General features: G+C 73.4%; 17 protein-coding genes and 1 riboswitch. Of the genes, 6 read left to right on the top strand and 11 right to left on the bottom strand.

Annotated elements, in window-relative coordinates; all coding sequences use genetic code 11:
* Positions 1-34: 34 nt before the first annotated feature.
* The 5 genes from ABZ851_RS08220 to ABZ851_RS08200 all read right to left on the bottom strand — a co-directional run bounded on the left by ABZ851_RS08220 (position 35) and on the right by ABZ851_RS08200 (position 7,561).
* On the bottom strand, positions 35-1,477 hold the full coding sequence (locus ABZ851_RS08220) for a hypothetical protein (RefSeq protein ID WP_361123953.1): 1,443 nt from the start codon (positions 1,475-1,477) through the stop codon (positions 35-37).
* Between the two features lie 93 nt (positions 1,478-1,570).
* Entirely contained in the window at positions 1,571-2,440 is an 870-nt protein-coding gene (locus tag ABZ851_RS08215; protein ID WP_361123951.1) for a hypothetical protein, read from the bottom strand.
* A 134-nt stretch (positions 2,441-2,574) separates the two neighbouring features.
* Complete coding sequence (locus tag ABZ851_RS08210) at positions 2,575-3,834, bottom strand: VWA domain-containing protein (protein WP_361123949.1); 1,260 nt, start codon at positions 3,832-3,834, stop codon at positions 2,575-2,577.
* Positions 3,831-6,410 carry a DUF5682 family protein gene (locus tag ABZ851_RS08205; protein ID WP_361123947.1) on the bottom strand — a complete coding sequence of 860 codons (2,580 nt, stop codon included), beginning with the start codon at positions 6,408-6,410 and terminating at the stop codon, positions 3,831-3,833. The genes ABZ851_RS08210 and ABZ851_RS08205 overlap by 4 nt, the downstream gene beginning before the upstream one ends.
* Entirely contained in the window at positions 6,407-7,561 is a 1,155-nt protein-coding gene (locus ABZ851_RS08200; protein WP_336051294.1) for an AAA family ATPase, read from the bottom strand. Before ABZ851_RS08200 ends, ABZ851_RS08205 begins: the two co-directional genes overlap by 4 nt.
* A 167-nt stretch (positions 7,562-7,728) precedes the next feature.
* Here ABZ851_RS08200 and ABZ851_RS08195 point away from each other — a divergent pair, with 167 nt between their 5' ends.
* On the top strand, positions 7,729-9,123 hold the full coding sequence (locus ABZ851_RS08195) for an SWIM zinc finger family protein (RefSeq protein WP_361123944.1): 1,395 nt from the start codon (positions 7,729-7,731) through the stop codon (positions 9,121-9,123).
* Positions 9,124-9,214: 91 nt separating this feature from the next.
* A complete protein-coding gene (locus ABZ851_RS08190; RefSeq protein ID WP_361123941.1) occupies positions 9,215-11,143 on the top strand; it encodes a DUF5691 domain-containing protein in 1,929 nt (642 codons plus the stop codon).
* Positions 11,144-11,205: 62 nt separating this feature from the next.
* Here ABZ851_RS08190 and ABZ851_RS08185 read toward each other — a convergent pair whose 3' ends face one another.
* Positions 11,206-11,664: a cobalamin B12-binding domain-containing protein gene (locus tag ABZ851_RS08185; protein ID WP_311624737.1), complete on the bottom strand. Its 459-nt coding sequence runs from the start codon at positions 11,662-11,664 to the stop codon at positions 11,206-11,208.
* Between the two features lie 375 nt (positions 11,665-12,039).
* On the opposite strand from ABZ851_RS08185, the gene ABZ851_RS08180 reads away from it, so the two are divergent.
* Positions 12,040-12,972 carry an alpha/beta fold hydrolase gene (locus ABZ851_RS08180; protein WP_361123937.1) on the top strand — a complete coding sequence of 311 codons (933 nt, stop codon included), beginning with the start codon at positions 12,040-12,042 and terminating at the stop codon, positions 12,970-12,972.
* A 259-nt stretch (positions 12,973-13,231) separates the two neighbouring features.
* Positions 13,232-15,244: a peptidoglycan DD-metalloendopeptidase family protein gene (locus tag ABZ851_RS08175; RefSeq protein ID WP_361123934.1), complete on the top strand. Its 2,013-nt coding sequence runs from the start codon at positions 13,232-13,234 to the stop codon at positions 15,242-15,244.
* A gap of 119 nt (positions 15,245-15,363) precedes the next feature.
* On the opposite strand, the gene pcrA is transcribed toward ABZ851_RS08175, so the two are convergent.
* Positions 15,364-17,847, bottom strand: coding sequence for a DNA helicase PcrA (gene pcrA, locus ABZ851_RS08170; RefSeq protein WP_361123931.1), 2,484 nt, complete (start codon positions 17,845-17,847; stop codon positions 15,364-15,366).
* Between the two features lie 290 nt (positions 17,848-18,137).
* A riboswitch (cyclic di-AMP (ydaO/yuaA leader) is annotated at positions 18,138-18,322 on the top strand.
* Positions 18,323-18,329: 7 nt separating this feature from the next.
* Here pcrA and ABZ851_RS08165 point away from each other — a divergent pair.
* Positions 18,330-19,478, top strand: a complete 1,149-nt coding sequence (locus tag ABZ851_RS08165; RefSeq protein WP_361123928.1) for an NlpC/P60 family protein — start codon at positions 18,330-18,332, stop codon at positions 19,476-19,478.
* A gap of 208 nt (positions 19,479-19,686) precedes the next feature.
* Here the strand turns inward: ABZ851_RS08165 and ABZ851_RS08160 are convergent, their stop codons facing one another.
* A complete protein-coding gene (locus ABZ851_RS08160) occupies positions 19,687-20,040 on the bottom strand; it encodes a hypothetical protein (RefSeq protein ID WP_361123925.1) in 354 nt (117 codons plus the stop codon).
* Between the two features lie 325 nt (positions 20,041-20,365).
* Here ABZ851_RS08160 and ABZ851_RS08155 point away from each other — a divergent pair, with 325 nt between their 5' ends.
* Positions 20,366-21,556, top strand: coding sequence for an NlpC/P60 family protein (locus ABZ851_RS08155; RefSeq protein ID WP_361123922.1), 1,191 nt, complete (start codon positions 20,366-20,368; stop codon positions 21,554-21,556).
* Positions 21,557-21,689: 133 nt separating this feature from the next.
* Here ABZ851_RS08155 and ABZ851_RS08150 read toward each other — a convergent pair whose 3' ends face one another.
* The 3 genes from ABZ851_RS08150 to ABZ851_RS08140 all read right to left on the bottom strand — a co-directional run bounded on the left by ABZ851_RS08150 (position 21,690) and on the right by ABZ851_RS08140 (position 25,173).
* Positions 21,690-22,814 carry an alpha/beta hydrolase-fold protein gene (locus tag ABZ851_RS08150; RefSeq protein ID WP_088799494.1) on the bottom strand — a complete coding sequence of 375 codons (1,125 nt, stop codon included), beginning with the start codon at positions 22,812-22,814 and terminating at the stop codon, positions 21,690-21,692.
* Between the two features lie 183 nt (positions 22,815-22,997).
* The gene (locus ABZ851_RS08145) at positions 22,998-23,711 is read right to left on the bottom strand and encodes a response regulator transcription factor (protein WP_361123918.1); all 714 of its coding nucleotides are present in this window, start codon (positions 23,709-23,711) and stop codon (positions 22,998-23,000) included.
* A gap of 160 nt (positions 23,712-23,871) precedes the next feature.
* Entirely contained in the window at positions 23,872-25,173 is a 1,302-nt protein-coding gene (locus ABZ851_RS08140) for a PspC domain-containing protein (RefSeq protein WP_336051310.1), read from the bottom strand.
* Positions 25,174-25,212: the final 39 nt, after the last annotated feature.

Raw genomic sequence — 25,212 nt, 5'->3', positions numbered from 1 at the left:
CGCGGCCGAGGTCCGGTGGTGTCGGCCTGAGGCCTCAGACCGCCTGGACCGGGAGGGCCGGGAGGGCCGGCAGCGCCGGGATGTTGGCGGCGTTGGTCAGGTCAGCCAGGTTGGCGGGGACGGCCGGGACGGCCGGCGCGGCCGGGAGGGCAACGGCGTCGGTCAGGTTGGCGGGGACGGCGGGCACGGCCGGGACGGCCGGGACGGCGTCGGTCACGTTGGCCGGGACGGCGGGCACGGCCGGGACGGCCGGGACGGCGTCGGTCACGTTGGCCGGGACGGCGGGCACGGACGGGACGGCCGGGACGGCGTCGGTCACGTTAGCCGGCACCGCGGGCACCGACGGCACGGAGGGCACCGACGGCACGGCGGGAACGGCCGGGACGGAAGGAACGGCCGGCACCGCCTTCACCGGGGCCAGGCCCTGCACGCCGGCGACGGCCTGGCCGGCGGTGCCCTGCGCGTCGGTCGCGGCAACGGCGGCCAGACCCTGCGCGAACGGGGTGGCGTCAGCGGCCGCGCCCCGGGCGAAGGCCACGGTGTCGGTTGCCTTGCCCTGGACGAACGGTGCCGCGTCGGCGGCCACACCCTGGGCGAAGGGCACCGCGTCGGCGGCAGCGCCCTGCGCGAACAGCTGCGCCTGGCCGCCGACCGTGATCACGAACGGGGTGGCCTGGCCGGCCGCGTCACCGGCGAGGTGACCGGCACCGCCCACCGCGCCCTGCGCGACCGGCACGACCTTGACGACGACCCGGCGGGCGACGGGCGGCAGCACGTCGGAGGCCGCCTTGCCGACGACCGGACGGACGGTGGCCAGACCGCCCTGGGCCGGCTTCGTCAGCTGCTCGGGACGGATGCCCGCACCGGCGAGACCGGCCAGCAGGTTGTCGACCGAGCCCGGAGCCTTGGGCAGCGCGGGGGCCTTGGGCAGCGCCGGGGTGCCGGGCAGGCCCTGGGGCAGGTGGGCGGACGGGACGCCCGGGGTGGCGGGCAGCGACGGAACGGAGGGCAGCGTGCCCTGCGCCAGACGGCCGGCCTTGCCCAGGCCGGCGGTCTTGGCGGCCTTCTTGGCGGCCTTCTTGGCCTTCTTCAGGTCAGCGGCCTTGCGCACCTCACCGGTCTTCGGCAGGCCGGCACCGTGGGCCTGCTTCCGCACGCCGTCCACCGCGCCGGTCAGGTCGCCGGCCTGCGGCAGCTTGCCGGTGGGCAGGTCCTGGGTGGTCACATCGCCGCCGAGGACACCGGTGGCCTTGTCCGCCGTCTCCTCGGCGGTCGTGGTGACGGTCTTGGCCGTCTTCGTCACGGTGCCGGTCACGTCACTGGTGGGCAGCTGCTTCGCCGTGTCGGTCACCGTGCCGGCGGCCGGCAGGTCCGAGCCGACGGGCAGCTCGGCGGCGTTGGCGGCGACGGAGCCCAGGGCCCACAGGCCGGTGGCGGCGGTGGCAACAACGATGGAACGGCGGATGTTCGAGCGCATGGAGGTGAAGTCCTTCGAATTCAAAAGGGGTGAAAGGGCAGACCTGTCCCGCCCCCGCGCGGCAGGTCAGTTACAGACGCGGAGCGGTCTGCCCTAGCCCGGGAATTCGAGGATTTCTTCGGCACGCCGACGCGTCGGAGCGCCATCGGCCGTGCGGACGCCACCGGGCAGGAGCCGGAAGCGCAGGGAGTCCGCCGGGGCGGCGGCGTGCTGGTCCCCGCCACGGGGGCCGTGGCCGTCACCGGCGGTGTGCGAGGCAGGCGCCATCGGAGCCTGCGGGCACTGTCCCGGAAGGCCGTTGTGGCCCGGGGCGTGCTGCTCGTGGGCGGCGGCCGAGGGGTGCTCGGCGGCCGGCTCGTGCAGGCAGTCGGCGACGTCCGACGACGGCACGGCGTACGGTCCTGCAGCGCGGTCAGCGGTCCGCGGACCGGCCGGCTGAGCGTCGCCCGGCGTACGGCCGTGCTGGTGCGTCGCGCCGTCTCCGGAGCCACCGGTGTGCTCACCGGACGGAAGGTGCACGGGAAGCGCGGCGCCCGCCGAGTCCCCGGCCTCCCGTACGACGCGGTTCACCGGCTCGGTGATCCGGCCGGTGACCGGCGCGGCCTGCTCGGCGGCGGGCCGTACGGCCTGGGCCACCGCGTCGGACGCGGCGTGGGTGTGCTCGGCGACCTTCGCGCCGGACGCCTTGCCCTGCTGCTGGAGCGCGGCCTTGGAGCCGGACAGCCCGTTCGCCGCCCCGTCCCGGGTGGCGGCCCGGTCCGGGGTGTCGGACGCGGTCTCGGCCGGGGTTGTCACCCCGGTCAGTTCCGCGCTCCGCGTGCGGTCGTCGGCATGGGCGCCGGGACCGAAGGCGAAGCCGAGGGCGACGAAGCCCACCAGGAAGAGCCCGGCCAGCAGGGCGCGCCGCGCGGCCACGGTGCGCGGCAGGCGCACGGCGGCAGGCAGGGCGAGCACAGCAGACAAGGAGGGACCTTCCCCTACGGACGGGGACGCCCAAGGCAGACGGCCTCGGGGTCACGCGCGTCGCGGGCGATCGAGCGATGGCCTGATCCTTGCACGAGGTGGCAGGTGCCGCGCAACTCCCCCCGGGGGTCCTGTCACCGTTGCTCCGCCATGTCCGGTATGGGCAGCGGCCTTTTTTCGATCGCGGCCGCCATCACGTCCGGAAACAGATCCGGGGTGCAGGCGAACGCCGGTGCGCCCAGGGCCGCGAGGGCGGCGGCGTGGTCACGGTCGTAGGCGGGTGCCCCCTCGTCGGAGAGCGCGAGCAGGGTCACGAACTGCACCCCGGACGCCTTCATCGCGGCGACCCGCTTGAGCATCTCGTCCCGGATGCCGCCCTCGTAGAGGTCGCTGATGAGGACGACGACGGTTTCGGTGGGGCGGGTGATGCGGGACTGGCAGTAGGCGAGGGCACGGTTGATGTCCGTGCCGCCGCCGAGCTGGGTGCCGAAGAGGACGTCCACGGGGTCGTCCAGTTGGTCCGTCAGGTCGACGACCGAGGTGTCGAAGACGACGAGCCGGGTGTCGAGGGCCCGCATGGAGGCGAGCACCGCGCCGAACACCGAGGCATAGACGACCGAGGCGGCCATCGAACCCGACTGGTCGATGCAGAGCACCACGTCCTTCTTCACCGACTGCGCCGCGCGGCCGTAGCCGATCAGCCGCTCGGGGACGACCGTGCGGTACTCCGGGAGGTAGTTCTTGAGGTTCGCCCGGATCGTGCGGTCCCAGTCGATGTCGCGATGGCGCGGCCTGCTGATCCGGGCGGAGCGGTCCAGGGCGCCGGTGAGGGTGGCGCGGGTGCGCTGCGCCAGCTTCTTCTCCAACTGCTCGACGACCTTGCGGACGACGGCGCGGGCGGTCTCCTTGGTGGTCTCCGGCATGACCTTGTTGAGCGAGAGCAGGGTGCCCACCAGATGCACATCCGCCTCGACGGCCTCCAGCATCTCCGGCTCCAGCAGCAGCGCGGACAGCCCCAGCCGGTCGATGGCGTCCCGCTGCATCACCTGCACCACGGAGGACGGGAAGTACGTACGGATGTCGCCGAGCCAGCGCGCCACCCCGGGCGCCGAAGCCCCGAGCCCCGCCGAGCGCCGGCCGCCGGGCGCCGTGCCGCCGCTGCCCTTGTCCCGGCCGTAGAGCGAGGCCAGCGCCCCGTCCATCGCCGCGTCCCGCCCCCGGAGTTCACGCCCCGTACCGTCCGCACCGCCGCCACCGAGCACCAGCCGCCAGCGGCGCAGCCGTTCGGCTTCGGGGGTGGGGGCGGCAATGGTGTGCGTCGCCGGCGCCGAGTCGGTGGCCGTATCCGTCGTCGTCGGGTCCGGTGTCGTGTGGGTCGTGGTCGTGTGGGTCATGTCCGTGCCCCCGTCAGGTCGTCGGCCGGTCGGGTGGTGGCCGGTGGGGTGTCGTCCGGCCGCTCGCCGGGTTCGTCGCCGAAGCCGGGCGCTCCGATGCCCAACAGCAGGCGCAGGGTGGGGAGGACGGCCGCGGCGCGGTCGCGGTCCAGACCGGGCCCGAAGCCGGGCGCGGCGGCGTCCGGTGCCGCGCCTGCCGGGTGGCGGGACAGGGTCGTGGGGCCGCGGCGGACGAGTTCGCCGAGGGTGCGCCGCACACCGGCCTCGTACTCCGCGAAGGTCCGGCGCAGCAGCGGCAGGACGTCCGTGAACGCGGCGTCCGGCACACCCGTCAGCCAGCCGTCGACCAGCGCGAGCAGCCGTTCGTCATGCACCAGCAGCATGCCGCCGTCCCCGCCGCCGACGAAGCCCTCGATCCAGCCGGCGGCATCGGTGGGCGGGGTGCCCGGCGAGAGGGCGAGCCCCATCAGCCGCTCCGCTCCCCCGTCGCCCAACTCCCCGTCGTCGAGCAGCAGTCTGGCCGCCCGCCCGCGGATCAGGCCCGGCACGGACTCCCGTTCACTCACCGCCCGCAGCACCCCGGCCCACCGCGCCCGCAGATGCTGCGGTCCGGACGGCGGTGCAGGCGGCGGTACGGGCTGCGGTCCCGCTTGCGCTCCGGGCTGTGGGCCGGCCTCCGGTCCGGTCTGCTGCCCGGTCCGCGGCTGGCCGAGGAGGGCGACGGCCTGGTGGGTGGCGTCGAGATGGCCGCGCATGTCGGCGGCGCCGTCGGCATCCAGGCCCAGGCAGGCGGGTGGCAGTCCGACGAAGACCCGTTCGGCCAGGCCCGTCGCCACCTCGCGCAGCGCCGCGGCGTCCGTGCCGCGCACATCGCCGTAGCGCACCGACCGTACGAGGGCGGGCAGTGCCTGGGCGAGATGGCCCACGTCCGCGTCCAGCGCCGCACGGTCCGACAGCGCCCGCATCACCACCGGGAGAGCGTCGGGGAGCCCGGCCAGCAGGCAGCGCTCGGCGAGCGCCGTGACCTCGGCGAGCGTGGCCGCCTCCGACGCCTCGGACGCGGCCTTGGCCGTGGCGGCCGAGAGCACCGTCGTGCCCCAGATGCCGGCCTCCGCGACCCGCACCGACAGTTCGGGCTCCCAGCGCAGCCGCCAGGTCTCCCGGAACGTGCCGGTGCTGCCGCGGGAGCGGCCGGCCTCGCCCCACGGGATGCCGAGCAGCCGGAGGCGGTGCAGCAGGCGGCTGCGCTCGGCGTCGGTCTCCTTGCGCAGGTCCAGCTCCAGTTCCCGTTCCGGAGCCTCCGGTTTGAGCCGCAGCGTCCGCTGGCTGCGGGTGAGGTCCCGTTGCAGCGGCACGGCGGGGGCGTCCTCGGGAACCTCGCCCAGCACCTCCCCCACCACCAGCCGGTCGTGGATCAGCGAGGACGGCGCATCGGAGCCGTCCCCCATCACGGCCCGGACCGCGTCGTTCAGTTCCGTCAGGCCGGCCAGAGGGCGGCCGCGTACCGTGGCCAGCCCCTCGGCGAGCCGCACCGCTTCGATGACGTGCGCCGACGAGACCGCGTAGTCCTCTTCCCTGAGCAGCCCGGCGACCTTGGTCAGCCAGCGTTCCACGGGGCGGTCGGGGGCGCCGAAGAGATGGCCGTACCAGCCCGGTGAGGCGATACCGGCGCCGTAGCCGCTGTGCCGGGAGAGCCGTCGGTGCGTCCAGGGCACCCAGGTCACCGCCGCCTTCACCTTCGGCAGGCCCTTGAGCAGCTGCCGGTCGGCGGCCATGGTGGTACGCCGCGCCAGGGCCGGTACATGCCAGGCACCGCACACCACGGCGACACCGTCCCCGAACTCCTTTCGCGCGGCGCGCAGTCGCAGCCGCATATGGGCCTCGCGCACCGGATCACGGTCATGGCCGCCGTCCCCGTAGGCCTCGCGCAGCGCCCCCATCGCCTCGGCCAGCGCCGCGAACGGGGCCAGCGCGTCCGCACCGGCGTCCCCGCCGGCCCCCGCTCCTCCGGCGCCCCCGCGGTGTTCGACCACGTCCTCCCACCAGCGCTCGGGGTCGTCGTACCCGGCCGCCTCGGCCAGCGCCCGGATCGGATCGACCCGCACCTCGGCCTCGTCGGGTGCCTCGTCGGGTGCCTCGTCGGATACCTCTTCCCGTTCCTGTCCGGCGGCCGGAGGCGCGGCGGCCGGAAGCCCGTCGGCCGGCCCCCCATCGGTCACCGGCTCCTCACCGGTCCCCGGCCCCTCGCCGCCCCCCATCGCCAGGGAGTGTGCCGCGGGCAGGTCGATGAAGCGGACGGGGACGCCGCGCTCCAGGGCCCAGCGCATCGCCACCCACTCCGGGGAGAACTCGGCCAGCGGCCAGAACGCCGCCCGGCCGGGATCTTCCTGTGCATGGGCGAGCAGCGCGACGGGCGGCCGCATCCCCTCCTGGGCGGCCAGCGGCACCAGCGCGTCCGCCTCCGGTGGCCCCTCGATCAGGACCGCGGCCGGCGTGCACTGGTCGAGGGCGGCGCGCACCGCCCGTGCCGAGCCGGGGCCGTGATGCCGCACCCCGAGCAGCACCGGCCCGGTCATGCGCTCACCTCACGGCAGGCGCGGTAGAAGTCCTTCCAGCCGTCGCGCTCGCGCACCACGGTCTCCAGGTACTCCTGCCATACGACCCGGTCCGCCGCCGGATCGCGGACCACGGCCCCCAGGATGCCCGCGGCCACGTCCCCGGCGCGCAGCACGCCGTCCCCGAAGTGGGTGGCCAGGGCCAGCCCGTTCGTCACCACCGAGATGGCCTCGGCCGTGGAGAGGGTGCCGGACGGCGACTTGAGCTTGGTGCGGCCGTCGGAGGTGAGGCCGGCCCGCAGCTCACGGAAGACCGTGACGACTCGGCGGATCTCGTCCAGCCCCTCCGGCCCGGCCGGGAGATCCAGCGAGCGCCCGATCTGCTCGACCCGGCGCGAGACGATGTCCACCTCTTCGTCCGGGGTGGCGGGCAGCGGCAGGACGACGGTGTTGAAGCGGCGGCGCAGCGCGCTGGAGAGTTCATTGACGCCGCGGTCGCGGTCGTTGGCGGTGGCGATCAGGTTGAAGCCGCGGACGGCCTGCACCTCCTGCCCCAGCTCCGGGATGGGCAGGGTCTTTTCCGACAGGACCGTGATGAGCGTGTCCTGGACGTCGGCGGGGATACGGGTCAGTTCCTCGACCCGTGCGGTCATGCCCTGGGCCATCGCGCGCATCACCGGGCTGGGCACCAGCGCCTCGCGGCTGGGGCCGTTGGCGAGCAGCTGGGCGTAGTTCCAGCCGTAGCGGATCGCCTCTTCGGGGGTGCCGGCCGTGCCCTGGACCAGCAGGGTGGAGTCGCCGCTGACGGCCGCCGCCAGATGCTCGGACACCCAGGTCTTCGCGGTGCCCGGCACGCCCAGCAGGAGCAGTGCGCGATCCGTCGCCAGCGTCGTCACGGCGACCTCGACGATCCGGCGCGGGCCGACATATTTGGGGGTGATGACCGTGCCGTCCGCGAGCGTGCCGCCGAGGAGGTAGGTCGCGACGGCCCACGGTGAGAGCCGCCAGCGCTCCGGGCGCGGCCGGTCGTCGGCCGCCGCGAGGGCCGCCAGCTCCGCCGCGAAACTGTCCTCGGCGTGCGGTCGCAGCGCTTGGCCGCCCGCGCCCTGTGCCGCCGTCCCGCCCTTCGGTCCGGTCTCGTCGTCCGTCGTCGTGAAGCTGTTCTCGGACATGGTTCCCCCTCGTCGCAACGTGTGCGGCCGGGACGGCGAAATCCCTGCGGCCGCTTGCGGAATCAAGCCTGCACCACGCCACTGACAATCCCCCGAAAACCCACGCTGAACTGCGAGTTCATCGCGTTCCGCGGCGATTGTCAGTGGGGCGTCGTAGCGTCGATGACATGAATCCGCAGGGGGAACGCTGGACGACGGATCAGGTGCTCGCGCTGGCGCCTGACGAGGCCTCGCGCAGGGCGGGCGGCAAGCTCGCGGTGCCGGGGCCGTGGTCGGAAACGGGCGCGGACGCGAGCGCGGTGTGGGGGCAGTGCAAGGGCAGCGGCAAGAAGCCGTACCGCACGATCGTGGACCTCAACGGTCCTGCCTTCAGCTGCAGTTGCCCGAGCCGTAAATTTCCGTGCAAGCACGCGCTGGGGCTGCTGCTGCTCTGGGCGGGCGGCGACCGGGAGGTGGCGGCCGGGGAACCGGCACCGTGGGCAGGCGAGTGGCTGGCCGGCCGCCGGGAGCGCGCCGAGCGGTCCGCCCGGTCGGCCCCGGGCGGCGGAGCTCCGTCGCGGGCGCCAGCCGACCCGGAGGCCGCCAAGCGGCGGGCGGAGCGCCGGATGCAGCGGATCGGCGCCGGTGCGACGAAGCTGGAGCAGCGCCTGGAGGATCTGCTGCAGTCGGGGCTGGCCTCGGCCGGCCGCGCCGACGGGGGGACCTCCCGGCCGGGCGGCGGCGGAGGGGGCTCCTGGGGCGAGACGGCCGCCCGGATGGTCGACGCCCAGGCGCCCGGACTCGCCTCGCGGGTGCGCGAGCTGGGTGCGGTCGTGGCGTCCGGTCCGGACTGGCCGGCCCGGCTGCTGGAGGAGTGCGCCCTGCTGCACCTCCTCGACCAGGGGTTCCTCGGTATCGAGCGGCTGCCGGCCCCACTCGCGGCAACGGTCCGCTCCCGCGTGGGGCTGACCACGGAGGCGGCGGACCTGCTGACCGGCCCCGAGGCGGCGACGGTCCGGGACCGCTGGCTGGTGCTCGCCCAACAGGACACCGATGACGGCGCGTTGACCACCCGCCGCATCTTCCTCCGCGGCGAGCGGACCGGCCGGATGGCGCTGCACCTCTCCTTCGGCGGCGGCGCCCAGCGCCGGCCTGCGCCGGCCCTGCCCCCCGGTCTGGTGCTCGATGCGGACCTCGCCTACTACCCCGGCTCCCGCCCCCTGCGCGCCGCCCTGGGCGAGCGGCACGCCCCCGCGGTCCCGGGCCCCGTGCCGTCCGGCTGCGGTATCGACGCCGCCCTGGCCGCGTACGGCGACGCTCTGCGCGACGACCCGTGGCTGGACTCCTGGCCGGTGGTGCTCTCCGAGGTCACACCAATCCCCGGCCGCGACGGCACAAGCTGGCAACTGGCCGATGCGGACGGTGAGTCGGCGCTGCCGCTGGACCCGCGCGGTCCGGGACAGGCCGGCCTGTGGCAGCTGGCCGCCATATCGGGCGGCGCGCCGATCACGGTCTTCGGCGAATGCGGCCACCGCGGCTTCCTGCCGCTGACCGCCTGGGACCCGGCCCCGGTGTCTCTGTGACCCCGGCCCCCACCACCCCGCCGACCAGGCCCCTCACCCCCGCCACCCACCGGCCGCACCCACCGTCCACCACCGATCCCGGAGGAAGGGCATGACGACCCCCACCAGGTCCACTTCACCCACTTCACCCGCTGCACCCGCTCCCTCCGCCGCCCCCGAATCCACATCCGCACCAGCACCCGCACCCGCCACGTCTCCTTCCCTCGCCGCGCCTGCCCCGGCCCCCACCCCGACCGCCCCGGCCCCTTGGGCCGATCTCGTGAGCGCCGCGCTCCTCGGGACCGAGCGGCGGACGCCGCCGGTGGCGGTGCGTGCCGGGCAGGGCGCCGCGGCCGCACTGCTGGACGCAGCAGCCGTGAGCACGGTGCGCCGCCGCGCCGCACTCCGCCCGGCACCGGCCGGCGAACGGCCCGCCCCGGCCCCGGCCGACCCGCGGCCCCCGCTGCCGCCCGCCGCGCGCCGCCGGCTGGCCCTGCTGCTCGCCGACCGCGGCGGCAGCGGCGGCAGCCGCCGGGGCACGGCCCCCGACCTCACCGAACTGCTCCCCCAGTGGCTGGCCGCCGCCGAGGAGTTCGGCTACCGGGCCCCGGAGGCGCTGCTGCCCGCACTGCTCGACGCGGCCCGTGCCCGTACGGACCTGCGGCCCGCCGCGCTGGCGCTGGCGGGGCCGCGCGCCCTGTGGCTGTCGCGCCTCAACCCGGAGTGGAAGTTCGCGCTCCGGGGGATCGGCGGCCCGGCCGGGATCTCCGGCGACGGCGGCACCAACGACACCGAGACCCCCGAAGACCCCGACGGCGTGCGACGCCGCTGGGAGGAGGGCCTGTTCGCGGAGCGGGTCGCCCTGCTGACCGCGCTGCGCCGCCAGGACCCGGGGGCCGGCCTGGCGCTGCTGTCCACGACCTGGCCCACGGAGCGGGCCGAGGACCGTCTGATGTTCCTCGACTCGCTGCGTGACGGACTCTCGACGGCCGATGAGCCCTTCCTGGAACAGTCGCTGTCCGACCGCAGCCGAAACGTCCGCGCCACGGCCGCCGAACTGCTCTCCACGCTGCCCGGATCCGCCCTCGCGGCCCGGATGGCGCAGCGCGCGCACACCTGTGTCGGCCTGGACCGTACGGCCGGCGCACCGGCCATCGCCGTCGAGGCGCCGCACGAGTGCGATACGGGGATGCAGCGGGACGGCGTGGCGCCCAGGCCGCCCTCCGGACGGGGTGAACGCTCCTGGTGGCTGGGCCAGTTGGTGGAGGCGGCCCCGCTGGACGGATGGCACGCCCGCTTCGGGGGCCGCGACGCGGCGGCGATCGTCGCGCTGCCGGTGACCGACGACTGGCGGACGGAGCTGCACGACGCCTGGTGCCGCGCCGCGGTGCGCCAGCGGAACACCGCGTGGGCGCGGGCGCTGCTGGGTGCGCCGGGCGCTCCGTCCCAGGCGGCCGAGGTCGCACCGGCCGGCTCGTCGCGGGACCTGGCCAAGCTGCTGACCGTACTGCCCGATGCCGAACGCGCCCGGTGGGTCGCGGAGTTCATCGCGGCCCACGGACTGTCGGAGGCCTTCCGGATGCTCGGCGTGTGCGCGGTCCCCTGGGCCGAACCGCTCGGCGGGGCCGTCGTCGACGCCCTGGACATCGCCCGGGACGCGGGCAGCTACCCCTGGAGCTTCAGCGGGGTGATGGGCCTGGCCGAGCGCTGCCTGGACCCGGCAGCGGCGGACCGTCTCGCTCTGCTCACCGCCGTCACGGACGAGCCGGAGGGCGCCTCACCGGGCTCCGGCGGCTACTGGTCCGAGGCCTTCCAGCGCCTGGTCGGCACCCTGCGCCTCCGCGCCACCATGCACGCCGAACTCGCCCCCGAACCCACCGGCCACGACGGCACGGAACCCACCGGCCACGACTGCGCGGTCAGCGGCACGGACACGGACACGGACAACAGCGGCACGGGCACAGGCGCCGGCACCCGCACCCCTACCGCCGCCCCGGCCCACGTCCCGGTCCGGACCACACGACAGCCCCTCGCCCCATGACCCCCGCCCCAGACCTGGCCCGTGGCCCAGACCTGCCCCGTAGCTCAGACCTGCCCCATGGCTCAGACCGCCAGCGGGCGCACATTCGCGTTGACCCACTCCACGATCGAAGCGGTCGTCGCGCCCGGCGTGAAGATCTCCGCGACGCCCTGCGCCTTGAGCGGGGCGATGTCGTCCTCCGGGATGATGCCGCCGCCGAAGACCTTGATGTCCGCCGCGTCGCGCTCCTCCAGGAGGGCAATGACCTTCGCGAAGAGGGTGTTGTGCGCGCCGGAGAGGATGGACAGCCCGATCGCGTCGGCGTCCTCCTGGATCGCGGTGTCGACGATCTGCTCCGGGGTCTGGTGCAGCCCGGTGTAGATCACCTCCATGCCGGCGTCGCGCAGCGCCCGCGCGATGACCTTGGCGCCCCGGTCGTGCCCGTCCAGGCCCGGCTTGGCCACGACCACACGGATCGGACCCGACCTGCCCGCCGTGCCCTGGCTCCCCGCTTGCGCTCCGTCATGCCGAGCCACACTCATCACTGCCTCCAAGCCATGCACGGCACTGTGGTGCCGCCGAGCCGACAATCGATCGCGCGACCGCGATCCGGCGGCCACGAGCGTGAACGAACGTTATCGCCAGCATCCCGTACCCAGCCGTTTCGTGACATCCGGGGAGGGGGAAATCACACCTGGGACACGTTCGCTACGCGCCGTGTTCCGCGTGTCGTACCGCCCCTGCCGGGCGGATCCGTACGCGCGGGGCGGGCGCTCGGGGAGTCGCAGCCGGGCCACCGCGCCGCCGGGCGCGCATCAGGGCGGGTACGCCGCATGCCCGCCGTCGCTGCTCATGGCTTCCCACGAGGGCATACGGGGGTCGAAGCCGCCTCCCGCGTACCATTCGGGAGGTCGGCCATGCAGGCCCTGCCCTTTCTCTCCGCACCCCTGCTGCTCGCGCGCTTTTTCGCCGCGCCCTTCCAGCGCGCACGCCGGCTCCCCGCTCACGCCTCTCCCCTGCTCCTGCGCAGCACGGCCGTGGAGCTGGCGGTCCTCGCCGGCCACCTCCTCCTCTACCCGACCGGCATCTCCCGGGAACGACCCGTGCCACCCCCCGCCCCGCACCCCACCGCAGAGACCCCGGACGGACACCCCGCGCCGGAGACCGTGCAGCCCGCCCCCGGCGCGCCGTCGATGCTGCCGACCGAGGGCCGGGCCCATCCGCCGGTCCTCCTGCTCCACGGCTTCATCGACAACCGCTCCGTCTTCCTGCTGCTGCGCCGCTCGCTGCACCGGCACGGCTGGCGTCATGTCGAAGCGCTCAACTACTCCCCGCTGACCTGCGATCTCCGTAAGGCCGCCGAGCTGCTGAGCCGCCATGTGGAGGAGGTGTGCGCGCGGACCGGGCATCGCCGGGTGGACCTCGTGGGCCACAGCCTGGGCGGGCTCATCGCCCGCTATTACGTGCAGCGGCTCGGCGGCGACACCCGCGTCCGTACGCTGATCACGCTCGGCACCCCGCACTCCGGCACCGCCATCGCCCCCCTGATGTCGGCGCACCCGATCGTCCGCCAAATGCGCCCCGATTCCGCGGTGATTACGGAGTTGTCGCTTCCGGCGCCGCATTGCCGGACGCACTTTGTCGCTTTCTGGAGCGAGGAAGACCGGGTGATGGTCCCCGTCACGACGGCCAGAATCAGTCATCCGGATTTGCATGCGGACAATGTGCATGTCGCCGGTGTCGGACATCTGGCGCTACCGGTCAACGGCACGGTCGCCGCCGGTATACGCGAGGCACTGACCTCGGCACCGACCACGGAAGAGACCGCGGACGTCATTTCGGTGGCCTGATCCGGCCGGCGAGGACGGCCCGGCTCCGCTCCCGCGCGGCGCCGGAAGGGGCGCCGGAACGGCGCCGCAGCGGCTACCTGATCATGGCGTGTTGCCGAACAAGTGTCGAACGGGGCGCCAAGAGCTCGCATGGGACCGCCGAAAGGCGGCCAAATGCCCGGTCTCGCCGAGCCCAAAACCTGTGGAAGATTGTCGCCGCCGCGTACCGCCGGGTACAGTCGCCGCTAATTCTCCTGCTGCCGAGGCGAAAGAGAAGTTGGTGAACGACCGTCACCCATCGGGGGCCCCGCTCCCGACCGGATCCGCTTCCGACGCCTCGTATGCGCACTATCCCGCTTACGACTCCTACGGGCAGCAGCACTCCGCGTCGGACAACGCCGCATACGGCGACGGCGATCCGCTCTTCGGCTCGCTTCCCGGCTCGTACGAGACCGGTATGTACGACACCGGCACTTACGACACCGGCAGCTACGTCACCGGGACATACGACACGGGTACCCACGACGCGGGCGCCTATGGCATGAGCGCCTACGGCACGGGCACCTTCCACGCCGGTGCGTACGACACGGGCACCTACGACACAGGTGCGTACGCGGCGGTCGACGGCTACGCCACCGGCGCCCACGACACCGGGACCTACGCCTCGGCGCAGTGGGACACCGGCGCCCGGCAGACCGCTGCCTACGACAGCGGCGCCTACCCCGCCGTCGACCCGCACTCGGCCGCCGCGGGCTACGACCCCTATGCGCACACCGCCTACGAGTCCCCGGCGCAGGACCCGGCCGCGTACGCGTCTCCCGCCTACGACACGGGGGCCACCACGTACGAGAACGCCGCGTACGAAGCCACCGCCTACGGGCACGGCGGGTACGACACCGGGAGCTACCCCACCGGCACGTATGACACCGGGAGTTACGCCACCGGCTCGTACGAGACCCCCGGCGGCTTCGAGACCCCCGGCGGCTTCGAGGCCACCAGCGGCTTCGAGGCGACGGGCGGCTTCGAGGCGACCGGCGGCTTCGAGACCATCGGCCGGCAGGCCACCGCCCTTCAGGACGCCGCCGTTCAGGAGGCCTCCCTCCAGGAGACCGCGAGCTACGAGGCCACGGCGGTCTGGCCCACCATGGACCGGAACCTGATCGCCGGCATCCCGGCCCAGGCCGGCCCGCCCCCGGCCGACACCGTCCACTGGGACACCACCCCGTGGGGCGAAACCGGTCAGGGCGACACCGGTCAGGCCGACACCGGTCAGCTCGACTTCACTCAGCTCGATGTCGGTCAGCTCGATGTGAGCCGGCTCGACACCCAGCAGTTCGACGCCGACGGCTTCGAGACCGACGTCTTCGAGGCCGGCCGGCCCGGCAACGACGGCGGTGCCCCCGGCGACGGCACTCGCTCCGGTGGTGGCGGCACCGACACCAGCGATGCCGCTGCTGTGGCCGACGCCATGACGCAGGCCATGCCGGTCACCCCCGCCGCCCCCGCCGCGCGGCGGGTCGCCGGGCCGGACGCCGGGAAGGCCGTCCGTGGCCGCGGCCGGAAGCGCCCGGTGAAGCGGTCGGCGCTGCTGACCGTCGCCGTCCCCTCGGTCGCCGCCATGGGCGTGTGCGCCGTGGCCGCCGCGTCCGTCACCGGATTCACCGGGGACGACAAGACCGAGGCGACCGCCCAGGCTGCGCCCGACGCCGGCGCCGGCGCCGTCAAACCGTCCGCGGCCAACAACAAGCTCGACACCCAGCTCGCCGGGCTCAGCGCCAGCGCCGACGACTTCCGCGACCGGGCCAGCCGCACCCAGGAGCGGATCGACCTCAAGGAGCGCCAGGCGCTGGAGCGCAAGCGCAAGGCGGAGGAGGCGGCCCGCAAGGAGGCCGCCCGCCCCAAGTTCGTCCTGCCGGTCACCCAGCACGGGCTGAGCGCCACCTTCGGCCAGGCCGGTGTGAACTGGATGTCCGTACACACCGGCATCGACTTCCCGGTCAGCTACGGCACCCCCGTCATGTCCGCCACCGACGGCACCATCCGCACCCAGTGGAACTCCGCCTACGGGAACATGGCGATCGTGACCGCGCCCGACGGCACCGAGACGTGGTACTGCCATCTGAGCAGCACCAAGATCCGGTCCGGGTCGGTCAAGGCCGGTGACCAGATTGCCTATTCGGGCAACTCCGGCAACTCCACGGGGCCGCATCTGCACTTCGAGGTGCGCCCCGGTGGTGGCGCGGCGGTCGACCCGCAGCCGTGGCTGCGCGATCACGGCCTCAACCCGAACTGAGCCACGGCCTCCACCCGCACCGCCGTCGTTCCGCGTGCCGCCGTTCCACGGGTTCCGCCATGCCGCCGTCCGCCGTCCGCCGGGTGACGATCCCCGTCGCCCGGCCCGCGCGGCTCCCGTTACAGCTTCTCCACCGGCGCATACCGCAGCAGCAGCCGCTTCGGCTTCTCGCCGCCGAAGTCGATCGTCGCCTCGGCGTTGTCGCCGCTGCCCTTGACGCCGACGACCGTGCCGAGCCCGAAGCTGTCGTGGGTGACCCGGTCGCCGATGGTCAGTGAGACGACCTGACGGTCGCCGGCGCGGCGGGTCGCGAAGCCGCTCGGGCCCTTGGCGCGCGACGACGAGAGCGCGGAGCCGAAGCCGCCTCCGCCGCTGCCGCCTGCCGACATGCCGCCCATGGACGCGGACGGCGTCGCCGGACCCGTGCGCTTCCACTCCACGTGGTCGGCCGGGATCTCCTCCAGGAACCGGGAGGGCGGGTTGTAGGAGGGCTGGCCCCAGGCGCTGCGCATCGTCGAGCGGGTGACGTAGAGCCGCTGGCGGGCGCGGGTGATGCCGACATAGGCGAGCCGGCGCTCCTCCTCCAGCTCCTTGGTCTGGCCCAGCGAGCGCATGTGCGGGAAGACGCCGTCCTCCAGGCCGGTCAGGAAGACGGTCGGGAACTCCAGGCCCTTGGCGGTGTGCAGCGTCATCAGCGTGATCACGCCGCTGCCCTCCTCGTCCTCGTCCGGGATCTGGTCGGAGTCGGCGACCAGCGCGACCTGCTCCAGGAAGTCGGAGAGCGTGCCGGGATTCTCCTCACCGCGGTCCTGCTCGAATTCCAGGGCCACGGCGGCGAGTTCCTGGAGGTTTTCGATCCGGGTCTCGTCCTGGGGGTCGGTGGAGGCCTGGAGTTCGGCGAGGTAGCCCGTGCGCTCCAGGACCGCTTCCAGGATCGTGGCAGGGCCGGCGCCGGACTCGACGATGGTGCGCAGCTCCTCCATGAGGACGTTGAAGCGCTTGACGGCGTTGGCGGAGCGGGCCGCCATGCCGTACGCCTCGTCGACCCGGCGCAGTGCCTGCGGGAAGGTGATCTTCTCGCGCAGCGACAGGGCGTCGATCATCGCCTCGGCGCGGTCGCCGATGCCGCGCTTGGGGACGTTCAGGATGCGGCGGAGCGGGACGGTGTCCTCGGGGTTGCTGAGCACCCGCAGATAGGCGAGGACATCGCGGACCTCCTTGCGCTCGTAGAAGCGCACCCCGCCGACGACCTTGTAGGGCAGTCCGACCCGGATGAAGATCTCTTCGAAGACCCGGGACTGGGCGTTGGTGCGGTAGAAGACCGCGACATCGCCGGCCTTGGCGTCACCGGCGTCGGTCAGCCGGTCGATCTCGTCGGCGACGAACTGCGCCTCGTCGTGCTCGGTGTCGGCGACATAGCCGGTGATCTTGGGGCCGGCTCCGGCGTCCGTCCAGAGGTTCTTGGGGCGGCGGTTCTCGTTGCGCTCGATGACGGCGTTGGCGGCGGAGAGGATCGTCTGCGAGGAGCGGTAGTTCTGCTCCAGCAGGATCGTGGTCGCGTCCGGGTAGTCCTCCTCGAACTGGAGGATGTTGCGGATCGTGGCGCCGCGGAAGGCGTAGATCGACTGGTCGGCGTCACCGACGACGCACAGCTCGGCGGCGGTCTCGGCGGGGCCGACCAGCTCGCGGACGAGGGTGTACTGGGCGTGGTTGGTGTCCTGGTACTCGTCGACGAGGACGTGGCGGAAGCGGCGGCGGTAGTGCTCGGCGACATCCGGGAAGGCCTGGAGCAGGTTGACCGTGGTCATGATGATGTCGTCGAAGTCCAGGGCGTTGGCCTCGCGCAGCCGCGCCTGGTACATCGCGTACGCCTCGGCGAGCGTCTTCTCGAAACCTCCCCCAGACTCCGTCTGGGAGGTGCCCCCAGCGGCCGTCCCGGCGAAGGTCTCCTCGTCGATGAGCTCGTTCTTGAGGTTGGAGATCTTCGCGCTGAAGGACTTGGGCGGGTAGCGCTTGGGGTCCAGGTCCAGATCGCGGCAGACCAGCGCCATCAGGCGCTTGGAGTCGGCGGCGTCGTAGATGGAGAAGGAGGAGGTGAAGCCCAGCTTCTTGGACTCGCGGCGCAGGATGCGGACGCAGGCGCTGTGGAACGTGGAGACCCACATGGCGTTGGCGCGCGGGCCGACCAGCTCCTCGACGCGCTCCTTCATCTCGCCGGCGGCCTTGTTCGTGAACGTGATCGCGAGGATCTGGCCGGGGTGGACATGGCGCTCGGCGAGCAGATGAGCGATGCGGTGGGTGAGCACCCGGGTCTTGCCGGAGCCGGCGCCGGCGACGATCAGCAGCGGGCCGCCCGTGTGCACCACGGCGGCCTTCTGCTCGTCGTTGAGCCCTTCCAGCAGCGTCGCCGGGTCGAGGACCGGACGGGCGGCGCCGTCGCGGTAGTACGCCTCTCTGGGCACGGGCGCGTCGAACCTCCCGCCGAAGAGGTCGGCGGGGATCTCCTCCGGGGCCGGGCCGTGCTCGTCCTCGGGGGGCGGGGGGTGCTCCTCGCCCTTGGGGCCGAGGTCCGCCAGGAAGCTGTCGTCAAAGAGGCTGCTCATCGCCCACCGAGTCTAGGCCGCCGCACTGACAGTCCGCGGCCCAGTAGCCGATTGCGGCCCGCTTCCGCCGCGGGCCGTGGCAGCGCGGCAGGTCAGACGTCCGGGGCCGGATGGAACCGGTCGGCGGCCCGTCTACCCGAATCCGACATCTGCCACGCCAACACCCGCATCGCGTTCAGGTCACAAAAAGGTTTCGGGCATATCGAACATCAGCCTTCACAGGAGCCACACGAGTTGGCTAACGTCCTCGCTCAGGCAGCCCGCCTCCCCGTGGACGACAGCGTCCGCACGGGCCGCCCACGCCGAGTCCGGCCCTGCCTTTGGGCACCCGGAGCCGGGGACCCACCAGCACCACCGGGGTGAATCGGACCGGACAGCCGCCGTCGGCGGACATCCGGACCGTAGGGCAAGCCTTCCGTCAGCGACACCGCCCGAACCCGACAGCTAACCCGGTAGGCGGTCCACGGAAGGAGTCGCCGGCCTTGGCGTCGCATCGCAAGCCGCGCACCAGCATTCTCACCTCGCCCGGAGGACGGCGTACGGCGGTCGGGCTCACCACCGCCGCCCTCGCCTCGGCCACGCTGCTCTCGCAGTCCGCCGACGCGGCCCCCCGGGCGCCCAAGCCCACCGTCGAAGAGGTCAAGCAGAAGGTCGACGACCTCTACCACCAGGCCGAGGTGGCCACCCAGAAGTACAACGCCGCCAAGGAGCACACCGACGACCAGCGTGACCGTGTCGACGGACTGCTCGACGCCGCCGCCAAGCGCGCCGAGAAGATGAACGACGCCCGGCGCCGGCTGGGCACCTTCGCGTCGGCGCAGTACCGCACCGGCGGCATGAACCCGACGGCGCAGCTGATGCTCGCCAAGGACCCGCAGCAGTTCTTCGACCGCAGCCACCTCATGGAGCGGCTGACCGGACGGCAGAAGGAGGCCGTCTCCGAATACCAGGAGCAGCAGGCCGCGGCCGCCCGGCAGCGGGCGGAGGCGACCCGCGACCTGGAGCGGCTGCAGTCCTCGCAGGCCTCGCTCAAGGAGTCCAAGCAGTCCGTCCAGCAGAAGCTGGCCGAGGCCCGGCAGCTGCTGTCCCAGCTCACCGCCCAGGAGAAGGCGCGGCTGGCGGAGCTGGAGCGCCAGAAGGAGGCGGCGGCCAAGCGCAAGGCCCAGGAGGAGGCCCGCAAGCAGCAGGAACGGGAGCGCCAGCAGCACGACGGGGGCGGCACGTCCGGCGGCCAGACCGGTGGCGGCGCCGACAACGGCGGCTCGACCGGGGGTTCGTCCTCCACCCAGGCCGAGAAGGCGCTCGCGTTCGCCCGCTCCCAGATCGGCAAGCCGTATGTGTGGGGTGCGACCGGACCCAGCTCCTACGACTGCTCGGGGCTGACCCAGGCGGCGTGGAAGGCGGCCGGCGTCAGCCTGCCGCGGACCACCTGGGACCAGGTCAAGGCCGGCCAGCGGGTCGCCACCAAGGACCTCAAGCCCGGTGACCTGGTCTTCTTCTTTGACGACATCAGCCATGTGGGCATGTACATAGGCGACGGCAAGATGATCCACGCCCCGCACCCGGGCGCCAACGTCCGGGAGGAGTCGATCTACTACATGCCGATCTACGGGAGCGTCCGCCCGGGCTGAGGCCCGGCCCCCGCTCCCCCTTCAGGCCACCCCCCACGGCAACCCCCCACACGCCACCGCGCGGCCGTCGCCTCCGGATGAGGAGTGCGATGACCGCGCGGTGTGCCGTTCGGGGAACCCCTGCGCCGGCGCCCGGAGCCCGGTTCCGGGGCGCCCGCCGCTCCGGCCCGCGCCCCGAGCCCGGCTCCCGGGGCGCCCGCCGGTCCGCTCAGGTCCAGAGCACGGCGATGAAGATGTTGGCCACCGTCAGCGCGCCGACCGCGCCGAAGAGCGGCGGGGCGATCTTCTCGTCGTCCCGCTTGACGTAGACCAGCCCCAGGATGACCACCAGAACGGCCATCTTGATGCCGAGCTTGAGGGTGTTGAGGCTGTGGCCCTCGGCCTGGTTGAGGCCGACCAGCACGATGCCGGTGACCAGCATCGTCAGCGCGCCGTGCAGCATCGCCGGCACGAAGCGGGCGGTGCCCGCACCCATCGCCTTCATCTGGGTCAGGAAGCCGCCCAGCAGGGAGGCGATGCCGATGATGTGCAGGCCGACGAAGAGATTGATTACTACGTCCATAGTGCTGGATCGTAGCCGCCGCATAGCACGGCTCTTCAGGCAGGGCGCCCACAATCGCCGCTTCGGTCAGGCCGGGCCCGCTCCCGGCCGTGCGGCCGTGGCGCCACGGTCACCTGCGCACCGGCACCGGTCGAAAGCGAACAATCCCGGGCAAGCGGACTCATCACCGCAACACCCCGGCTTAGCGTCCTCCTCCAGGCGGTCGACTCCCCGCCCTCGCCGGCCTCCCACCGGCGTCCTGTCGGCCGCCCCGCCGTGAGGTGCGGCGGCGGTCCGTTCCCTCGTTGCGGACCGCCGCCGGGCCCACGGGCTCCAAGGGAAGGAAGTGAGGGCCACCGTGGCCTCGCACCGCAAGCCGCGGCAGCATCCGCTCGCCGCGCTCACCGGCGGCGCACGCAGCGCACGCACCGCCCGCACGGCCGCCACCCTGGCACTGGCCGGCGCCGCCACCGCCACGGGCTTCGCTCCGGCGGCGGAGGGTGCCCCCGTCGCCGCCGTGGCCGACGGCGCCGGCCAGGCCGCGCACCGGCTCACCCCCGACCGGGTCAAGGACCGGGTCAACGCGCTGTACCAGGAGGCAGAGGTGGCCACGCAGAGCTACAACGGCGCGAAGGAAGCCGCCGGTGCCGCACGCGAGGAGCTGAGCAGGCTGCAGGACGAGGCCGCCCGCAGGACGGCGGAACTGAACGCCGCCCGCGGCGAGCTGGGCACCGTGGCCGCCAGCCAGTACCGCTCCGGCGGCGTCGACCCGACCGTACGGCTGCTGCTGTCCGCTGACCCGCAGCGCTACCTGGACGGCGCCGCGGTGCTGGAGCGGGCGGGCAGCCACCAGGCCACCGCGGTGGCCGGTTACGCGCGCCGGCTCGGCAGCGTACGGCAGATCCAGCGGCGGGCCGAGGACACCGCGCAACGGCTGGCGGACACCGAGTCGGCGCTGAAGAAGCACCGGGTCACGGTCGTCCACAAGCTGGGCGCCGCCGAGCAGTTGCTGAACCACCTCACGGCCGAGCAACGGCAGCGGATGGCGGGCCACGGCGGCGCGCACGGCGGCGCCGGGCAGGGCCGGGCGGGGCGCGGGACGGGGCGCGGGGACGGTCTTCCCGGAAAGCTTCCCGCCGGTCCGGGAGCCGCCGCGGCCGCGGCGCAGGCTGCGGCGCAGGCCCCCGACCCCCGGGCCGCACGGGCCGTCGCCTACGCCTACGCCGCCCTCGGCAAGCCGTACGTCTGGGGTGCGACGGGCCCCTCCGGCTTCGACTGCTCGGGGCTGACCCAGGCCGCCTGGAAGTCGGGCGGGGTGTCGCTGCCCCGTACGACCTACACCCAGATCAGCTCCGGACCGCGTATCGACAGGTCCCAACTCGCCCCCGGTGACCTGGTGTTCTTCTACTCCGGCATCAGCCATGTGGGGCTCTACATCGGGGACGGCAAGATGATCCACGCCCCGCATCCGGGGGCGCCGGTGCGGATCGCGCCGATCGACCAGATGCCGTTCGCGGCGGCGACCCGGCCGGCATAGGGCCGGTCTGCGGCATAGCGCCGGTCTGCGGGCATAGCGCCGGTCTGCCGGCGGAGGGCCGGTGTGCCGGCGGACGGCCGGTCTTCACGGTTCCGCCTGCCGCGCGGCTCCCTCGGCCGGGCGCGCCGCGCGCTCACCCCCTGAGCTGCGTCCCCAGCCAGCGGAAGATCTGCGGCACCTGGTGCTCCCACACCTTCATGGTGTGGCCGCCGGCACCCGACGAGATCTGCTGGACGTTCACCGTCGTCGGGAACCTCGCGAACTGCCGCAGACCGAGGCCCGCTTGGTAGCCGTCGCCCGCCGCGCCCGACACATACAGGGCCGTACGCGGCGGCCTCCCCGCGGCGTTGGCGGACTTCAGGATGTGCAGCGGGTTGGACTCGATGCGCAGCTTGGGGTCCTTGCCGGCCAGCGAGTCACGTTCGAGCGCCGGGTCGTTGTAGCCGGACATGGCGACCGCGGCGCGGTAGCGGTCCGGGTGGGAGAGGGCGAGCTTGGCGGCGCAGTGCGCGCCCGCCGAGTAGCCGGCCAGGGCCCAGGAGTCCGCGGTGTCGCCGGCCCGGAAGTTGTCCACGATCATCTTGCGGACATCGACGGTCAGCCAGCTGTCGGCGTTGACCTTCCCGGGGATGTTGACGCAGCCGGTGTCCGCGCCGGGGAAGACGTCGGTCCGCGGGGACACCAGGATGAACGGCTTGACCTGGCCGCTCTGCATCAACGGCCGGACCTGGTCGGCGACCCGCAGGGAGCCCAGCCAGGTCTTCGCCGAGCCCGGGTAGCCGGGCAGCAGCTCGACCACGGGGAACTTCCGGTTCCGGTAGGCCGGGTCGTTGTACTGCGGCGGCAGCCATACGTACACCTCGCCCTGCACGCCGGAGATCCGGCCCTTGAGGTCGGTCATCTGCACGCCCGGACCCACCTTGGGGTCGTCGGCGGGGCGGAACCGCTGGAGCTGCTTGGGCTCGTTCTTGATCTGCCGGCCGCCCATGCCGTCGGGGCCGAGGTTCCGGGCCTCCTCGATATGGCTGCCGGTACCGAGCAGATCGCCCCAGGTGTCATAGAGATTGTTGGCGTTGTTGACCATGACGAAGACCACGGTGATGGCCGTGACCTGGGCGAACAGCAGCATCAGCAGCCGGGCGAGGCTGCGCAGCAGGGGCGGACCGGCTATTCGGCCCCACAGGGCGAACGGCAGCACGAAGGCGACGATCAACAGCAGGATCGAGGTGAGGAAGAAGGGCGTGCCCGTCAGGCTCATCGGGATCTCGTTTCCAGGACAACTACGCGAAGGACGTGGGGATGGTTCCGGCCCCGCCTTCGGCAGTGAGCCTCTCCGCGCCCTTAGATGGTGATCCGCGTGGTCCTGGTTGCCCGTCTTTGGCCGTTCTTTACGACGCCGCCGGCCGGTGGCCCGTTACCGGGCGCGCGGCGGCGGTGCAGGTCAGATCAGCCGCCGGGCCGCCGCCCAGCGGGTCAGCTCATGGCGGTTGGAGAGCTGGAGCTTGCGCAGCACCGCCGAGACATGGGATTCCACGGTCTTCACGGAGATGAAGAGCTGCTTGGCGATCTCCTTGTACGCATAGCCGCGGGCGATCAGCCGCAGCACCTCGCGCTCGCGCTGGGTGAGGCGGTCCAGGTCCTCGTCGACCGGCGGGGCGTCCGTGGAGGCGAAGGCGTCCAGGACGAAGCCGGCCAGCCGCGGGGAGAACACCGCGTCGCCGTCGGAGACCCGGAAGACCGCGCTGACCAGGTCCGTGCCGGTGATGGTCTTGGTGACATAGCCGCGGGCGCCGCCGCGGATGACACCGATGACGTCCTCGGCCGCGTCGGAGACGGAGAGCGCGAGGAAGCGGACCGGGCGCTCGGCATCGGCCATCATCGCGGCGCTACGGCGCAGCACCTCGACACCGCCGCCCCCGGGGAGATGGACGTCCAGCAGGACGACCTCGGGGCGGGTGGCCGTGATGACCGTGACCGCCTGGTCGACGTCGGCCGCCTCGCCGACCACCTCGACGCCGGTGCGCCCGGTTTCGCCGATCTCGGCCTGGACGCCCGTACGGAACATCCGGTGGTCGTCGACCAGCACGACCCGTACGGTCCGGCCCTCGGCCGCCCCGCCGCCGGCCTCGCCCTGCTGTGCGTCCTCGCTGCTCATCTCTTCCGCCCGTCCCTCGATGTCTGCGCCGCCATCATCCCGTGCTCCGTCCCGCGGTGCCGCCACCGGCCGCCGTTCGCCCGGCCCGGTCAGGTGCCGCACCGGCTGCCGCCCGCCCGGCCCGGTCATGTGCCGCACCGGCTGCCGCGCGCCCGGCCGGTCATGTGCCGCCCTCCGTCGCCGGGCGCTCCATCTCCAGCTCGACGACCGTGCCGCCCTCGGGGGCGGAACGCAGCCGGGCCGTACCGCCGTTGCGCTCCATACGGCCGATGATGGACTCCCGTACGCCCATCCGGTCCCCGGGGACCGCGTCCAGGTCGAATCCGGGTCCGCGGTCGCGCACCGAGACGAAGACCGTACGGCCCTCGACCTCGGCGAACACCTGCACCGCACCGCCCTCGCCACCGTACTTGGCGGCGTTGACCATCGCCTCGCGTGCGGCCTGTATCTGGGCGCCGAGCATGTCGTCCAGCGGACAGTCGCCGACGATCACGACTTCGATGGGGACGCCGTGGTCGTCCTCCACCTCGGCGGCGGAGGCGCGGACCGCCTCCGCCAGGGTGGCCGGTTCCTCGTCCTCCTCCTTGCCGCGGCCCTCGGGTTTGTAGAGCCACGCACGCAACTCCCGCTCCTGGGCGCGGGCCAGCCGCGCCACCTCGCGGGGGTCCTCGGCGTTGCGCTGGATCAAGGTGAGGGTGTGCAGGACGGAGTCATGGACATGGGCGGCCACTTCGGCGCGTTCCTGGGCGCGGATGCGCATCAGCCGCTCCTCGGAGAGGTCCTGGGTGATCCGCACGAGATACGGCCCCGCCAGCAGCGCGATGCCGACGACGACGGCGAGCGAGGCCTGCAGCACCGAGCCGAGATGGCGCACCGAGCCCTGCAGCACGACGATGCCGGTCACCCCGACGCCGACCAGCAGCACCCCGGCCGCGCCGCGCACTACCGGCAGCACGCCCTTGCGGCGGCCGAGCTCGAGCCATTGCGCCCGGCGGGAGTTGTCCGCCTGGCGCCACACCAGGGCGACACCGGCGCCGATCAGCAGCACCGGCCAGACATAGCCCTTGGCCTGGCCCAGCTGGAATCTGGAAGCGACCACGGCGCTGCCGATGAGCAGCGCGATCAGCGCGAAGACCTGGCCCTTGTCGGGCTTGTGCCGCCGCAGCGCCCGTTTCCCGCCGGCCGTCGCCGCGGGGTGCCGGCGGTCCACGCCGCCGACGCCCAGCGGGACGAAGAACCAGAACGCGGCATAGAGCACGGCGCCCATGCCGTCGGCCAGGAACAGGGCCACGAACACGATCCGCACCCAGGAGACCGGCAGCCCGAGATGCCCCGCCAGACCGCGCGCGACACCACCGAGCAGCCGGCCGTCGGCGCTGCGGTACAGCTTGCGCACGGGCGGTTCGTCGGGGTCCGGTGCCGGGGCGTAGCTCGTCGCGGCGCGGGGCGGAGCGGTGGTCATGCCCCGATCGTCACACGACGCCGGGGCCCGGGACATCAG

Source organism: Streptomyces sp. NPDC047049 (assembly GCF_040643995.1).
Taxonomy (GTDB): Bacteria; Actinomycetota; Actinomycetes; order Streptomycetales; family Streptomycetaceae; genus Streptomyces; species Streptomyces mooreae.
This window is presented reverse-complemented; position numbering and strand designations above follow the sequence as displayed.

Excerpts from the sequence above, each read along its gene's own strand:
- pcrA (WP_361123931.1), bottom strand. The coding sequence starts at position 17,847 with ATGAGCAGCCTCTTTGACGACAGCTTCCTGGCGGACCTCGGCCCCAAG.
- ABZ851_RS08180 (WP_361123937.1), top strand. The coding sequence starts at position 12,040 with ATGCAGGCCCTGCCCTTTCTCTCCGCACCCCTGCTGCTCGCGCGCTTT.
- ABZ851_RS08150 (WP_088799494.1), bottom strand. The coding sequence starts at position 22,814 with ATGAGCCTGACGGGCACGCCCTTCTTCCTCACCTCGATCCTGCTGTTG.
- ABZ851_RS08145 (WP_361123918.1), bottom strand. The coding sequence starts at position 23,711 with ATGAGCAGCGAGGACGCACAGCAGGGCGAGGCCGGCGGCGGGGCGGCC.
- ABZ851_RS08160 (WP_361123925.1), bottom strand. The coding sequence starts at position 20,040 with ATGGACGTAGTAATCAATCTCTTCGTCGGCCTGCACATCATCGGCATC.
- ABZ851_RS08210 (WP_361123949.1), bottom strand. The coding sequence starts at position 3,834 with ATGACCCACACGACCACGACCCACACGACACCGGACCCGACGACGACG.
- ABZ851_RS08220 (WP_361123953.1), bottom strand. The coding sequence starts at position 1,477 with ATGCGCTCGAACATCCGCCGTTCCATCGTTGTTGCCACCGCCGCCACC.
- ABZ851_RS08140 (WP_336051310.1), bottom strand. The coding sequence starts at position 25,173 with ATGACCACCGCTCCGCCCCGCGCCGCGACGAGCTACGCCCCGGCACCG.
- ABZ851_RS08205 (WP_361123947.1), bottom strand. The coding sequence starts at position 6,410 with ATGACCGGGCCGGTGCTGCTCGGGGTGCGGCATCACGGCCCCGGCTCG.
- ABZ851_RS08195 (WP_361123944.1), top strand. The coding sequence starts at position 7,729 with ATGAATCCGCAGGGGGAACGCTGGACGACGGATCAGGTGCTCGCGCTG.
- ABZ851_RS08200 (WP_336051294.1), bottom strand. The coding sequence starts at position 7,561 with ATGTCCGAGAACAGCTTCACGACGACGGACGACGAGACCGGACCGAAG.
- ABZ851_RS08190 (WP_361123941.1), top strand. The coding sequence starts at position 9,215 with ATGACGACCCCCACCAGGTCCACTTCACCCACTTCACCCGCTGCACCC.
- ABZ851_RS08185 (WP_311624737.1), bottom strand. The coding sequence starts at position 11,664 with ATGAGTGTGGCTCGGCATGACGGAGCGCAAGCGGGGAGCCAGGGCACG.